Source organism: Photobacterium leiognathi (genome assembly GCF_030685535.1).
GTDB classification, from domain to species: Bacteria; Pseudomonadota; Gammaproteobacteria; order Enterobacterales; family Vibrionaceae; genus Photobacterium; species Photobacterium leiognathi.
This window is the reverse complement of record NZ_CP131601.1, coordinates 2,383,161-2,396,300: the sequence shown is the minus strand read 5'-3', so window position 1 is coordinate 2,396,300 and position 13,140 is coordinate 2,383,161. Positions and strand designations below refer to the sequence as shown.

Below are 13,140 nucleotides of genomic sequence, written 5' to 3'. Positions count from 1 at the left end.
GTTTTTTATGCTCTGGCATCAATGAAAGGTTATCAATAATGCGCAGTGTTAAGTTATACCAATATCAATTACCAATGGATTCTGGCGTTATCTTACGTGATCAACGTTTGGTGACACGCCAAGGCTTGATTGTTGAGCTTAAACAAGGTGAGCGTGTTGGCTTAGGGGAAATTGCACCACTGCCAGAATTTAGCCATGAAACATTTGAGCAAGCCCAAGCGCAAGCCGAGCAACTATTGGCGTTATGGCAACAAGAGCAAGCTTTAGATTTAGAGACGGCTTTCCCATCCGTAGCCTTTGGTATTAGCTGCGCGTTAGCAGAACTTGATGGTGAATTACCACAAGCGGCTAATTATGCTGTAGCGCCATTATGCTCTGGTGATCCTGATGATTTGATTGTGCGTTTAAATCAAACCAATGGCGATAAAGTTGCTAAAATTAAGGTCGGCATGTACGAGGCGGTACGCGACGGTATTGTGGCAAATATGTTTATTGAAGCAATTCCTGATATTCAATTGCGTTTAGATGCTAATCGTAAATGGACACCGATTAAAGCGCAGCAATTTGCCAAGTATGTGAAACCTGAACATCGTCAAGGTATCGCATTTTTAGAAGAGCCATGTACAACCCCTGAAGATAGCCTCAATTTTGCCGAGCAAACGGGGATCAATATTGCTTGGGATGAAACAGTACGTGAGCCCAGATTTGAAGTTAAAGCGCAGCCTGGTGTTGTCGCTATCATTATTAAACCTACGTTAATCGGTAGTTTGACCCACTGTATTGAGCTTGTTAAACAGGCGCATGCAGCAGGATTAACCGCCGTGATCAGTTCAAGCCTAGAATCAAGCTTCGGCTTAAACCAGCTAGCACGCTTAGCACAATGGCAAACACCCAATGTGATCCCTGGTTTAGATACTATGCAGCTTTTTAAAGCGCAGCTTATTACCCCTTGGCCTGAAACTGAACTTCCAATGACATCTTTAACAGAACTAGAAGTGGTATGGCAGAAATAAAGCATGATTTCCTGACATGGCCTTGGCAGCGTTGGGCTGCGGAGCGTCCGTCAGATGTCGCGATCTCTCTTGGTGAGCAAACCAAGGGAGCACAAACCTATACTTGGGCAGAAGTCTCTACACAGGTAGATGAGTTCGCACAAGGATTAGTAGAGCAAGGTGTTAAGCGAGATCACTTGGTTGCGGTTATTGCCGATAACACGATTGACGTTGTGTGGCTGATCCTTGCAATCATTCGTATTGGCGCTCGCTATGTCGGTTTAAATCCGAAACTGTCTTTTGCTGAAATTCAGCAGCAGTTAGCCATGTTAGACAATCACTATCTTTGGTCAGATCGTGATATAGCTACCGAGCAACTAACAGGGCAAGTGATCACGTTACGCCAGCCAGAAGTCTCTCGTATGGTGCCAGTGACATGGCAAAAGCATCGTCCAGTGACATTAACGCTAACGTCGGGTTCTACGGGATCACCGAAAGCAGTTGTGCATAGCCCTGAATCTCACTTAGCGAGTGCATCTGGTTTATTAAGCAAGATGACATTTAATGCAGAAGACAGTTGGTTATTGTCTTTGCCTTTATTTCATATCTCTGGACTCGCGATTTTGTGGCGTTGGCTTTACCGTGGTGCTTGTTTAGTGATTGTAGAGAAAGCTCTACAGCAACAAGCCCTTAGCTGGGTAACCCATGCATCACTTGTTCCGACACAGCTACAACGCTTATTAGATCAAGTGCCCACTCAGCAGCCAATAGCCTTAAAGCAAGTGTTATTAGGTGGCGCTCATATTCCGGTAAGTTTAACGGATAAAGCTCGTAGCGCTGGCATTGATTGTTGGTGTGGCTATGGTATGACTGAAATGGCTTCGACTATTTCGGTTAAGCAGGCTGACGAGAGCCAAGGTGTTGGTAACGTATTACCTAACCGTGAACTGTTCTTGCGTGAAGGTGAGATATTAGTGCGCGGTAAGAGCTTATGTTTAGGTTATTACCGTAACCATACTATTTTCTCTATTTTTGATAACCATGAGCATGATGGTGAGTGGTTCGCAACTAAAGACATGGGTGAATGGCGTGATGATGAATTATTTATTCATGGTCGTGCGGATAACATGTTTATTTCTGGCGGTGAAAATGTGCAGCCAGAAGATATTGAAGCTGTGTTACTTCAATTACCAGGTGTAGAGCAAGCTTTTGTTTTACCTGTTGATGATTACGACTTTGGTCAACGTTCAGTGGCAATTGTTCAAACATCTTGCCCATTTGATGCAATGTTTGTTGATCATGTAATGACATACATGGCAGAGACGGTTGCACCGTATAAACGCCCTGTTCGCTATTTGGCTTTGCCTGATGCTGATATTTATCGTGGTATTAAGGTATCACGAACGAAATTGGCGGAGTGGTTAGCCAAGCAGTAAAGAAAAAGGCGAAGCATCATGTTTCGCCTTTTTTTTGGCAAATAAGACTATCGATGTTCACCACGTAAGCGGCTGACATATTCATACAAAAGCTGGCTATTAGCTTCTTTAGAGCTCATCGACTCACCGACATTAATCGTTACTTTGGACCAAAATCGCTTAGGCCATTTTAATAATGCAGCGCCACCTTCTCGGCTAAAGTAACTTCCCCATAAGCCTTGTAATGCCACAGGCACAACCGTGACATCTGAGCGTTTGATGATCAAATCTATCCCCCGCATGAAAGGCGCGATTTCACCATCAAAAGTGAGTTGCCCTTCAGGGAATACACAAACAATATCACCATTATCTAAATAGGTGGCAACCTGTGAAAAAGCAGTACGTACTGAGCTACGATCGCTTGCCTCAACGGGGATAGCTTTACATGCTTTACAGAACGTATTCACCAAAGGAAGATTATAAATGCTGCGATCCATCAAAAAGCGGATAGGGCGGGGACAAGCCCCAGCCAGCAGTAGGGCATCCATATAACTCACATGGTTACTGACAATTAACACCCCACCTTGCTCTGGAATATTGGTAAGGTTTTGTTTTTTCACTCGGTACATAGTGTGTGTGACAAGCCATACGACGAAGCGCCAGAAAAAATCAGGGGCTTGAAAGTAAATGTAAACGACAACTAATGCATTAATGGCTGCCAAGATAAGGAAAAACTGAGGGATAGACAGTTTTAGTATCGAGAGAAAGACAATGGCAGATACGGCACTGGCTACCATGAATACCGCATTCCAAATATTGTTTGCTGCAATGATCTGCGCACGTACATTTTCTTCAGCACGTTGCTGCATTAGTGCATAAAGTGGCACGATAAAGATACCGCCAGCGATACCCAATAGCAGTAGAGAAATAAAGATAGGCCATAGGCTTGGTGCAGAAACAAACGCGCTCAGGCTTGAGGTGGCAACAACGTGGTCTGGTGTCATGAAATATAAGCCAGCGCCAAATAACGTAATACCTAAACTACCAATAGGAACAATACCTGGGTCGATACGATGTTGTGATAACTTATCACAGCACATGGACCCAATCGCAATGCCAATCGAAAACAGCATCAGTAAGAAAGACACTGAAGCGGCATTACCCCCTAAACTGATTTTTGCGTAGTTAGGAAACTGCGTTAAGTAACAGGCGCCCAAAAACCAGAACCAGCTAATGCCAAGAATACATTGGAAGATAGTTTTATCTTGACGCGCAATCGCCATGGTAGAGCGTGTTTGCTTGATGGGTTGCCACTTAAATTTAGTTTTCTTGACCGTAGGTGGCGCACTTGGGATCGCTAATGAGGTTAAATAACCCAATATTGCAAAAATAATCACAGAAACAGCAGCAATAGCGTGTGCATTGGGGCTGTCAGCAATAAAGCCTGCTAATAGCGTACCGAGCAATATCGCTAAGAAAGTACCTGTTTCGACTAATGCATTACCCGAGATTAATTCTTCCGGTTTTAAATGTTGAGGGAGCAATGCATATTTGGCTGGGCCAAAGAAAGCCGATTGTGTTCCCATTAAAAACAGTAGAAATAGTAGCAGTGTATAGCTTTGATAAAGAAAAGCGACAGCCGCTAATCCCATAATGATCACTTCCGCAAACTTAACGATACGCATAATCGTTGCTTTATCGTATTGATCGGCAAGGACGCCAGCAGAAGCTGAGAATAAAAAGAAAGGGAGAATAAATAAGCCTGCTGCAATATTGATCAGCAAATTAGCACTCATTGGCAGGCTATCTATCGATGCATAGGCAATCAGAATTAATAATATGTTTTTGTAAACATTATCATTAAATGCCCCAAGCGCCTGAGTTAAGAAATACGGAAGAAATCGCCGTTTGGTAAGAAGGCTCGATTGGGGCTTTGTGGTCATCTATGTGTCTCTTTTACTGTTTCCACTTATTGAGATAAGTATCTAGAAGATTATCGATAAGTGCTTTGCCATCCACTGGTGTTGAGGTGAATAACTTATCATCCACAGTAAGTAATGTAATACCGTGAACGCCAGCCCAAATTACACGGCTTGTTTCCAGTACTTCATCTTCATTCATGTTACTACTTACCTGACCGATCAACGCTTCCAACATACCTGTCATATTATTAATACGATCAGATTGCCATTCAGGTAAATCTTCACCGTTCATGGTGTGTTGGAAAATCAATTGCCAGCGGTAGGGGTGAGCAATAGCAAAATCAAGGTAGCAATAAGCAAGGTTTCGTAGTGCTTGTTCTGGGCTTTGGGCGTCCGCTAAACAAGCTTGTGCTTCTTGAGATAATTCATCTAGGGTTTGAGCAACAGCGTGTAGCAACAATAAATTGTAATTACCAAAGACATTGACTAATGTACTTGGTACGTAGCCGATCATTGCTGCGACTTTACGTAAACTTAATTCGTGATGAGGGTGCTCATTGAGAAAGTTTTTTACTTGCTCCAGTGTCATATTCACCAACTCTTCACGAGTATGGTCATTTCTTCTTGCCATGAGAATTACTCTTAAGATGTGTTTACTTTTCGTTATATAAAAAACTGACGTTCATTTATTATAGAACATTGTTCAATATTTTTATTATTATCTCGCCGAGTTACATTTAGCTGCCATAGATTGAATATCGGAAATAAGTTGTGACAATCTAACGTACTCAGCAAGCCAAGAATCATATATTGTCACAACAAAAATCACCAATACTAAACGTTATGCGGCTTTGTTCTTGGTGTTTTCAAGCGAAACTTGATCATTTAACGTCCAAAAATCGATCAGTATACCGATTAAGAAAAAGCCGAACGTACAGAGATAAAGAATACCTGTGATCCATTTTCCCATATACATGCGGTGAACGCCGAATACACCAAGGAAGGTCAGTAGTAACCACGCGATGTTATAGTCGATATCACCCGCAGCGAAACGTAAGTCAGACTCACGGTTCATTGATGGGATTAAAAACAAGTCAATCAACCAACCAATACCAAAAACACCTAGCGTCAAAAACCAAATGGTTCCTGTCACTGGCTTGCCGTAATAGAAGCGGTGAGCACCCGTAAAACCGAAGATCCAAAGCAAATAGCCGATGAACTTACTGTGAGTGTTATTCTCTTGCATAAAAAAATCCATTGGTTGTGTTAAAGCAATGGGACAAAACCGTATGCGCTTTAACGATCGATTACTTATTAAAGACCTCTAAATCAGCGAAAAGTGCCATAATAAAGAGAGGTTTTTTTCATTATTTGGTTAAATAGAAAACAGTATACAATAGTTTTTGTACGCTGTATCTATGGATGATGAAATTATAATCGCTAGATGTTAAAGGTTAGTAACAATTTCAAAATGACTTGGAATTGACATTCTGTGTCATATGGCTAGGATGCATACAGGACATGGATAAGGTACTTCTACAATGATGAAACGCTTTTTTACCGTATTTGCTTTGGTGTTTGTGGTGGCATTGTCTACTCCGCATGCCGAGGCAAAGAAATTTGGTGGTGGTAAGTCGTTTGGTAAAAGCTTCAAAACGGCGCCAGTGAAACAAAAACAGCCACAACAAACCGATACTATACGTAAGCAAAACTCACCAGCTGCGTCATCAAGCAAAAAAGGCTTAATGGGCGGATTGTTAGGTGGTTTACTTGCTGGTGGTTTACTTGCTGCTTTCTTTGGCGGTGCATTTGATGGCATCCAGTTTATGGATATTCTGATCATCGGTGTTATTGCTTTTGTATTGTTCAAGCTATTTAAAGCAATGCGTGCGAATAAAGGCACACCAATGGGGCATCGTGAGTCTTATGCGGGTAATTCTCCGCAGCAGCCACAGCAACCTCAACAACAATACCGTCAAGCTGCAGGTGCGCAATCTCAGCCTCAGAACGGTGGTTTTGAGTCAACTGATAGCGATGTACCATTTAACCTACCGCCTAACTTTAATATGAATGCATTTCTAAGTGGTTCTCGTGATCACTACCGCATCATTCAAGGCGCATGGAACCATAACGAATTAGAGAAAATCAGAGAGTACGTATCACCAGCGTTATTTGCTGATCTAGAAGCAGAACGTGCGAAATTAAGCGGTGAGCAACATACAGAAGTCATGTACGTTGATGCAGAGCTTGTACGTGCTGATTACGATGCGAACACAGCACAACTAAGTATCAAGTTCTCTGGTCGTTATAAAGATAGCGTAGAAGGCGTTGAAGAAGACATTACAGATGTATGGCATTTAGAGCGTGACTTGAAAACGCCAAATGCGCCATGGCTGATTGTTGGTATTCAAGCTTAATAACAAAGCCGCTCACATTGAGCGGTTTTTTTATATCTCTCAAATGGTTAGTTTGTTTTTTATACAACTGTCAACCACTGCAAAAAGAGTTTTGAATTTATGAGCGTGATCCCATTTCACTCGAGTAAAGATCGTCAGATCTTGATCGCGCCACCTAGTTTTATCAGCAGTAACCGCTAGTATTAAATCAAGATATTAAATAGGCCATCCAATAAGAGTGCCTACATGAATTCGAATAAGAGGTAGCTATGCCATACACTCCAGATATCGTTGAAGAAATGAATCTTTTAGTGAAATTCCCAATGCACAGCAATATGGAAGGGATCAAAGTACATAGTGATGCAAACCCTGCATTAGTTTCTGCAGCACAGCGTTTGTACGCGAAAGGGTTAGTAACACAGGTTGATGGTGGTTATCTTACTCACTCTGGCCATCAAGTGGCAGAAAACGCCAAAATAGCATTACGTATTCTGACAGGAAAAACGACAGAATAACGTAATAGCTAAAAGAGAGCGGCAAGTTATGTTAGTTGCTCTAGTTCAGTAATGTTCGCTAAAGCTTGCTCATTGGTTTTACCACAAATATCAGGGCAAGCTTTAAAGTGATGACATACGGCAGGACGTTCTGGCTTGCCGAATAACTTACATAAATTTTGTTCATTAAGTTGAACGCAACGAACACCCGCAGGCTTGCCTTTAGGCATTCCAGGTATGCTTGATGAGATACTTGGGGCTATACAACAGGCACCACAGCCAAGACGACATTCCATCAATCATTTCTCTTTTCATTTATCATGGGGTGCGCAAATTATCACTCCTTGTAGATAAGATCAAAAAACGTATTCCTTGCGCTTAGTTTTGTTTCTTCAAATAGAAATAGCTCTTATTTCGACCTGATTATCTATTAATAGGTAATTTAAATTTGCAGTTTACCGTCAGGGTCGCTATAAACGTCGCGCTATAATGAAATAGCAAACTGTAACTTTGCGCACTTCAATGGCGCGTATAATAAATTGGTGTAGGTATCATGACGCATTTTTGGCAAGAAAAAGACTTAACAACAATGACAGATCAAGAGTGGGAATCACTTTGTGATGGTTGTGGTAAGTGCTGTCTGCATAAGCTTATTGACGATGATACAGATGAGATCTATTACACCAATGTCGCATGTAGCCTACTGGACAATAAAACCTGTTCTTGTAAAGACTATGCGAATCGCTTTGAATCTGGCGAAGAGTGTTTAAAACTAACACGTGAACGTATTGACGAGTTTGTATGGTTACCAGAATCTTGTGCTTATCGTTTATTAGCAGAAGGTAAGCCACTTCCAGAGTGGCATCCGTTATTAACGGGTTCGAAAGAGGCAATGCACAAAGCAGGTGAATCTGTACGTGATCAAGTGGTGTATGAGATTGATGTAATAGATTGGGAGGAGCATATCCTCAATCATCCTCTACGTAGTTGATTATAAAGTGTTTATAAGGCTCGTTATCAAACGAGCCTTTTTGTTTTTACTTGAATGTATCCTAAATCGGCGGGATATATACAAAATACATCGATAGGAGCAAAGATATTTTTATGATAAGTGAGAGATGGCGAAATAAAAAAATAGCCTAATAAACAGGTATGCTTATTAGGCTGTCTAGTATGTTAGTTACCGCTGTTATTATATGGCGCTAAAGGTATTACATTGACGAGGATCGCCAGTTTCAAAACCTTTCTTAAACCATTCAATACGTTGTGCTGATGAACCATGGGTAAAGGCATCCGGTTGTACCGCTTGGCCTGCCATTTGTTGTAGACGATCATCACCAACAGCGCTTGCTGCTTTGATACCTTCATCAATATCGCCAGCTTCTAGCATGCCTTGTTGGTTCACGTAGTGACCCCATACACCAGCGTAACAGTCAGCTTGTAGTTCCAGTTTTACGCTTAAACGGTTTGTTTCAACTTTGCTACTACGTTGCTGCATTTGGTGAACTTTGGTACTGGTACCAAGTAGGTTTTGTACATGGTGACCCACTTCGTGTGCAATGACATAAGCAAAGGCAAAATCACCTGGCGCACCGAGTTGTTTAAGCTCGTTCATAAAGCTTAAGTCTAAATATACTTTCTTATCTGCAGGGCAGTAGAATGGACCTGATTGCGCAGAGCCTGTACCACAACCTGTTTGCGTAACATTGTTGTAGAGAACCAGTTTAGGCGGCTGATATTTACCGTCTAATAACTTATTCCATACGTTTTCAGTACTACCCAGTACAGCTGCAACAAATTGTTTATTTTCGTCATTGCGCGGCGCAGTTGATGATGAGGTATGTGATTGTTGAAGTCCCATCATGTTGCCGCCAGTAAAATGTTGATAAGCTAAAAATAAGCTACCGACAACAAGAATAATTCTGCCAATCTTGCTTCGCATTAAGAATGGGATAAAACGGAGTAAACCGCCTATTGGCATACCAGCTTGTGCTGGGCCTTCTCCTCGGCGATCTTCAATATTGGTACTTTGGCGGGAGTTTTTCCAGCGCATAGTGGATCCTTAATAAACAGAATTATATCAATACAATAATGGCTTATATTTGCGTATAAGTGAGATTATTTCTTATAGGAAATACAAGTGCTGCGTTTAGAGTGATAAAAAACTGAAAAGTTCCATTATGATAGGGAAGTACAGCCCAATAACATGGGCTGTAGATTACGATTATTTTTGTTGGGCTTGCTGAAGGATCTCAATGATAGGAGCCGCTTTATTTAGAGCACGAAGATCGGCAAACAGCGCTTTAGCTTGTGGGTATTCATGGCGTAGGTAAGAGAACCATTGCTTAACGCGGTTAGGGTAATATAAGCCTTTATCGCCTTTGATTTCGTATTGTGAGTAAACCAACAATAGATCGAGTACTTCTTCCCATGTCATATGAGGCGCATCATGTTTCACCACATTACCTAAATTCGGTAAGTTTAATGCGCCACGACATACCATCAATGCATCAGTGTCGGTTGCTGTTAGGCAGTTTTGACCATCTTGATAATTCCAAACCTCACCGTTAGCAATAATCGGCAGTTTTACTTGTTGTTTTAGCTGTTTGATGTAATCCCATTTAATGGTGTCTGCGCGGTAACCATCTTCTTTGGTGCGTGCATGCACAACCAGCTCATCAGCACCTGCTTGAGCTATCGCATCTGCAATTTCAAAACATTGGCTAGGATCATCCCAGCCTAAACGCACCTTGGCTGTTAATGGTTTGACTGGGTTTACCGCTGCTCGGCAAGCTTTTACGATTTGGTAGATACGTTCAGGCTCTTTGAGTAATACTGCGCCACCACGGCTTTTATTTACAGCTTTTGCTGGGCAGCCGAAGTTAATATCCACACCAGCAGAGCCAAGCGAACAGGCACGCTGTGCGTTTTCAGCCATCCAATCAGGATCTTGACCCAAAATCTGCACTCGTACTGGTGTTCCCGAGCGAGTTTCACCCCCTTGATGTAACTCAGGGCATAAACGATAGAACACACTGTTAGGCAATAGGCTATCAATGACACGGACAAATTCAGTGACACAGAGATCGTAGTCATTAATTTCAGTTAGCATCTCTCGCATCAAATGATCCAAGACGCCTTCCATCGGACCCAAAATTACTCGCATAGTGGTGATTGCTCAGCTCGGTAAAAACAATACAAGGGGCGAGATTCTAGTGCGAGAGGGGATATTTGTCACCATGGATTTTAAATAGTGCGGAGTTGATGCCCTGAAACCACGGTTTTTTCTGTAAGTCGGTGCTTTTTACATGCCAATGCCATTTTTACCATACTACGAGCCACACATTCAGCAGGGATAGGAGAAAAGTGTTTGAGTGGGCCAATAACGAGTGGATTTATTAGATCAAAAACTTGCTGTAATAATTGCTCATCATGACGGATCTGACTACGCTCGCCTTTTAATGGACCTGGGCGAATAAAAATACAGTTATCAAACCCCATATTATTGATGGCTTGTTCCATCTTACCTTTGCAGCGTAAATAGTGAGAAGGTGAGCGAGGACATGCGCCTAAACTGGAAATCACAATAATGTGTTGCACGCCAATATTGCGCATTGTTGTGGCGACATCTTTAACAAGATCCAAATCAACAGCGGCTAGCCCTGCTTTACTTCCTGCCTGTTTCTTGGTTGTACCTAAACAAATAAAGCCATAGGTAGGCGCTGGGGCGCTTTCTTCCCATTCATTAATCCGTAATAAAGGATCGATGATTTGTTGGAGTTTACTACTACGCAAAGGGAGTTCTCGACGTGATAGTGCGTAGATATGCGAAAAAGCCTTGTTATCGAGCAGTTGGTTTAATAGCTCATGACCAACAAGTCCGCTTGCACCTGCAATAATTGCACTCAGGTTGTGATTATTCATAACACGTTCCTATAGCGTCATTGTAAAGGTAAAAATGGAACAATAAGGCGCTAGTTAAACTGAATATTGCTAGTTTTGCGTTTAACTGCATCAAATATCAATCAATTAATCGTTTAACAGTGACAAAATTTGAGCTTGCTCTGATTCATTTTTAAATAAGCAATGAAGATGCCAGCGCTTAAATAGCGTTGTCTTTATTGCAGACACACAAAGCGCGTAAGTTTTAGGTATAATTGGTTCAGAAACTATTACTGGGAAAGTCCAATGAATACATTAATGACATTGCCATCTGATTGGGACGGTATGCCAGCTTCTTTTATTGAAGGGGCATTATTTGCTGCCAATGCAAACCCTAAACCGATGGAGCCTGAAATTTGGTTACCGGTATTAGCGGGGAGCACCGTCGATGGTGAAGCTGTAATGCCATCAGATGAAGATAAAGTAGCGGTATTGAATCATTTTGAAATGCAGTATCGTACAGTTAAAGCTTGTGAGTACCAATTACCAACAGAGTTACAATGGCAAGAAAACGGTGAAGCCAATGCGGCATTAGCTGAGTTTGCCAAAGGCTTTCTAACGGTATGGCAATATATTGAGCCAAACTGGGAAGCACAAACAGCTTCAGACGGTACGATGCGCATGCTATCTGCCTTGCTGACGACATTAATGTTATGTGTTGATGAAGCTGGCACACTAGAGCAAATGGAGCAAGCTGGCTTTACGGGAATGCCTGCACCGAGTGAGTTATACCCACAATTGCCATTAATGTTAACTGAAGTAATGATGGCAGCAGATCAATTACAAATAGGGGCTGGCGCACAAGCGATTAACCCTTATAAGAATGTTGGACGTAACGATCCGTGTCCGTGTGAAAGCGGCAAGAAATTTAAACAATGCTGTGGTAAATCAGCGTAATGACTGCGGTGAAGAAAATCGTTGTTGTTGCTGGTGTGATTGAAAAAGAAGGTAAGTACCTACTTGCACAACGTCTTGATAGTGCAAGCCAAGGTGGTTTGTGGGAGTTTCCTGGCGGCAAGATTGAAGCTAATGAATCGCCCGAGCAAGCTTTGGATCGAGAGCTAATGGAAGAGTTAGCGATCACTACCAAAACACAACAATGGTTAGCTGATAGTGTATTCGATTATGGTGATAAAATCGTAGAGCTGAAAGGTTATCTAACCCATTGGTGTAAAGGGGAAATTAAGCTCAATACTCATCAAGCTATGGTGTGGGTAACGTTAGCTGAATTTGAACACTATACGTTATGTCCGGCAGATTATCCTATTTTGTCGGCACTAGAGCAGCAATGTAAAGCATCATAATAAGATCCGCGGATAATAAAAAAGCGAAGCTAGATAATAATTAGCTTCGCTTTTTTTATGACTTTTATGCGGTTAGTTAGGCTTTTTTATTACCAAAAAATTGTGCGATAACCATGATTGCCCAAACGATTAAGTTAGCACCGAAAATGATCACTAACCATTGTGGCATTGATTGACCAAGGAAAGTCCAAACCACTTTTGCACAATCACCGTAGGCTTCAAACATCCAAGGAACCCAGTGATTGATTGGTGCCCAGCTAGGGAACTGAACAAATAGATCGCACGTTGCAAATGGTGATGGGTTAAATTGGAAGCCAACATGTTGATGAGCAAGTACAACACCACGGTAAGCGCAGTAACCCCAACCTGCTAACCCAATCCAACGGAATGCCGTATTTTTAGGAGCAATTAAACCAATAATGGCAGCAAAGCCTATCCCCATCATTGCCACTCGCTCATAAACACACATAACACAAGGTGCTAGGTTCATGACATGTTGAAAGAAAAGAGCACAACCTTCAAAGATGATGATTGAAAGCAGTAATAGCAGCCATGCTAAACGTGTTTTTGAAAAGGTGTTGAGGTGTTGCATCATTGATACTCTACGCACTGATTATAATAAAAGAAAACCCTGATAGTTCAGGGTTTTCGTATACGTTATAATACTAATCTAAC

15 protein-coding genes are annotated in these 13,140 nt (G+C 41.8%); 7 read left to right on the top strand and 8 right to left on the bottom strand.

Annotation, left to right across the window (positions count from 1 at the left end):
• Window positions 1–38 precede the first annotated feature (38 nt).
• Entirely contained in the window at window positions 39–1,013 is a 975-nt protein-coding gene (gene menC / locus Q7674_RS17895) for an o-succinylbenzoate synthase (RefSeq protein ID WP_045062586.1), read from the top strand.
• Window positions 1,001–2,428, top strand: a complete 1,428-nt coding sequence (menE, locus tag Q7674_RS17890; RefSeq protein ID WP_045062587.1) for an o-succinylbenzoate--CoA ligase — start codon at window positions 1,001–1,003, stop codon at window positions 2,426–2,428. The genes menC and menE overlap by 13 nt, the downstream gene beginning before the upstream one ends.
• 47 nt (window positions 2,429–2,475) lie before the next feature.
• Here menE and Q7674_RS17885 read toward each other — a convergent pair whose 3' ends face one another.
• The 3 genes from Q7674_RS17885 to Q7674_RS17875 all read right to left on the bottom strand — a co-directional run bounded on the left by Q7674_RS17885 (window position 2,476) and on the right by Q7674_RS17875 (window position 5,575).
• Window positions 2,476–4,350 carry an MFS transporter gene (locus tag Q7674_RS17885; protein ID WP_045062588.1) on the bottom strand — a complete coding sequence of 625 codons (1,875 nt, stop codon included), beginning with the start codon at window positions 4,348–4,350 and terminating at the stop codon, window positions 2,476–2,478.
• A 13-nt stretch (window positions 4,351–4,363) separates the two neighbouring features.
• Window positions 4,364–4,960, bottom strand: coding sequence for a TetR/AcrR family transcriptional regulator (locus Q7674_RS17880; protein ID WP_008987645.1), 597 nt, complete (start codon window positions 4,958–4,960; stop codon window positions 4,364–4,366).
• 210 nt (window positions 4,961–5,170) lie between these two features.
• Window positions 5,171–5,575 carry an NINE protein gene (locus tag Q7674_RS17875; RefSeq protein WP_008987644.1) on the bottom strand — a complete coding sequence of 135 codons (405 nt, stop codon included), beginning with the start codon at window positions 5,573–5,575 and terminating at the stop codon, window positions 5,171–5,173.
• Between the two features lie 298 nt (window positions 5,576–5,873).
• Between Q7674_RS17875 and Q7674_RS17870 the strand changes: the two genes are divergently transcribed.
• A complete protein-coding gene (locus Q7674_RS17870; protein WP_008987643.1) occupies window positions 5,874–6,746 on the top strand; it encodes a Tim44 domain-containing protein in 873 nt (290 codons plus the stop codon).
• 248 nt (window positions 6,747–6,994) lie between these two features.
• The gene (locus Q7674_RS17865; protein WP_023931511.1) at window positions 6,995–7,240 is read left to right on the top strand and encodes a TIGR02647 family protein; all 246 of its coding nucleotides are present in this window, start codon (window positions 6,995–6,997) and stop codon (window positions 7,238–7,240) included.
• Between the two features lie 26 nt (window positions 7,241–7,266).
• Here Q7674_RS17865 and Q7674_RS17860 read toward each other — a convergent pair whose 3' ends face one another.
• Complete coding sequence (locus Q7674_RS17860) at window positions 7,267–7,515, bottom strand: YkgJ family cysteine cluster protein (protein WP_008987641.1); 249 nt, start codon at window positions 7,513–7,515, stop codon at window positions 7,267–7,269.
• 257 nt (window positions 7,516–7,772) lie between these two features.
• On the opposite strand from Q7674_RS17860, the gene Q7674_RS17855 reads away from it, so the two are divergent.
• Window positions 7,773–8,210 carry a YcgN family cysteine cluster protein gene (locus Q7674_RS17855; RefSeq protein WP_080892172.1) on the top strand — a complete coding sequence of 146 codons (438 nt, stop codon included), beginning with the start codon at window positions 7,773–7,775 and terminating at the stop codon, window positions 8,208–8,210.
• A gap of 201 nt (window positions 8,211–8,411) precedes the next feature.
• Here the strand turns inward: Q7674_RS17855 and ypfJ are convergent, their stop codons facing one another.
• The 3 genes from ypfJ to Q7674_RS17840 all read right to left on the bottom strand — a co-directional run bounded on the left by ypfJ (window position 8,412) and on the right by Q7674_RS17840 (window position 11,143).
• Window positions 8,412–9,272, bottom strand: a complete 861-nt coding sequence (gene ypfJ / locus Q7674_RS17850) for a KPN_02809 family neutral zinc metallopeptidase (RefSeq protein ID WP_045062593.1) — start codon at window positions 9,270–9,272, stop codon at window positions 8,412–8,414.
• A gap of 171 nt (window positions 9,273–9,443) precedes the next feature.
• Window positions 9,444–10,385 (bottom strand): tRNA dihydrouridine(16) synthase DusC, encoded by a 942-nt coding sequence (dusC, locus tag Q7674_RS17845; protein ID WP_045062595.1) that lies wholly within the window; start codon window positions 10,383–10,385, stop codon window positions 9,444–9,446.
• An 80-nt stretch (window positions 10,386–10,465) separates the two neighbouring features.
• Window positions 10,466–11,143: an NAD(P)H-binding protein gene (locus Q7674_RS17840; protein WP_045062596.1), complete on the bottom strand. Its 678-nt coding sequence runs from the start codon at window positions 11,141–11,143 to the stop codon at window positions 10,466–10,468.
• A gap of 264 nt (window positions 11,144–11,407) precedes the next feature.
• Here Q7674_RS17840 and Q7674_RS17835 point away from each other — a divergent pair, with 264 nt between their 5' ends.
• Window positions 11,408–12,058 carry a YecA/YgfB family protein gene (locus tag Q7674_RS17835; RefSeq protein ID WP_305423008.1) on the top strand — a complete coding sequence of 217 codons (651 nt, stop codon included), beginning with the start codon at window positions 11,408–11,410 and terminating at the stop codon, window positions 12,056–12,058.
• Window positions 12,058–12,465: a (deoxy)nucleoside triphosphate pyrophosphohydrolase gene (locus Q7674_RS17830; RefSeq protein WP_045062600.1), complete on the top strand. Its 408-nt coding sequence runs from the start codon at window positions 12,058–12,060 to the stop codon at window positions 12,463–12,465. Before Q7674_RS17835 ends, Q7674_RS17830 begins: the two co-directional genes overlap by 1 nt.
• Window positions 12,466–12,541: 76 nt before the next feature.
• Here the strand turns inward: Q7674_RS17830 and dsbB are convergent, their stop codons facing one another.
• Window positions 12,542–13,057, bottom strand: coding sequence for a disulfide bond formation protein DsbB (gene dsbB, locus Q7674_RS17825; protein ID WP_045062774.1), 516 nt, complete (start codon window positions 13,055–13,057; stop codon window positions 12,542–12,544).
• Window positions 13,058–13,140: the final 83 nt, after the last annotated feature.

Excerpts from the sequence above, each read along its gene's own strand:
- dusC (WP_045062595.1), bottom strand. The coding sequence starts at position 10,385 with ATGCGAGTAATTTTGGGTCCGATGGAAGGCGTCTTGGATCATTTGATG.
- Q7674_RS17855 (WP_080892172.1), top strand. The coding sequence starts at position 7,773 with ATGACGCATTTTTGGCAAGAAAAAGACTTAACAACAATGACAGATCAA.
- Q7674_RS17830 (WP_045062600.1), top strand. The coding sequence starts at position 12,058 with ATGACTGCGGTGAAGAAAATCGTTGTTGTTGCTGGTGTGATTGAAAAA.
- menC (WP_045062586.1), top strand. The coding sequence starts at position 39 with ATGCGCAGTGTTAAGTTATACCAATATCAATTACCAATGGATTCTGGC.
- dsbB (WP_045062774.1), bottom strand. The coding sequence starts at position 13,057 with ATGCAACACCTCAACACCTTTTCAAAAACACGTTTAGCATGGCTGCTA.
- ypfJ (WP_045062593.1), bottom strand. The coding sequence starts at position 9,272 with ATGCGCTGGAAAAACTCCCGCCAAAGTACCAATATTGAAGATCGCCGA.
- Q7674_RS17840 (WP_045062596.1), bottom strand. The coding sequence starts at position 11,143 with ATGAATAATCACAACCTGAGTGCAATTATTGCAGGTGCAAGCGGACTT.
- menE (WP_045062587.1), top strand. The coding sequence starts at position 1,001 with ATGGCAGAAATAAAGCATGATTTCCTGACATGGCCTTGGCAGCGTTGG.
- Q7674_RS17860 (WP_008987641.1), bottom strand. The coding sequence starts at position 7,515 with ATGGAATGTCGTCTTGGCTGTGGTGCCTGTTGTATAGCCCCAAGTATC.
- Q7674_RS17880 (WP_008987645.1), bottom strand. The coding sequence starts at position 4,960 with ATGGCAAGAAGAAATGACCATACTCGTGAAGAGTTGGTGAATATGACA.
- Q7674_RS17835 (WP_305423008.1), top strand. The coding sequence starts at position 11,408 with ATGAATACATTAATGACATTGCCATCTGATTGGGACGGTATGCCAGCT.
- Q7674_RS17870 (WP_008987643.1), top strand. The coding sequence starts at position 5,874 with ATGAAACGCTTTTTTACCGTATTTGCTTTGGTGTTTGTGGTGGCATTG.
- Q7674_RS17865 (WP_023931511.1), top strand. The coding sequence starts at position 6,995 with ATGCCATACACTCCAGATATCGTTGAAGAAATGAATCTTTTAGTGAAA.
- Q7674_RS17875 (WP_008987644.1), bottom strand. The coding sequence starts at position 5,575 with ATGCAAGAGAATAACACTCACAGTAAGTTCATCGGCTATTTGCTTTGG.
- Q7674_RS17885 (WP_045062588.1), bottom strand. The coding sequence starts at position 4,350 with ATGACCACAAAGCCCCAATCGAGCCTTCTTACCAAACGGCGATTTCTT.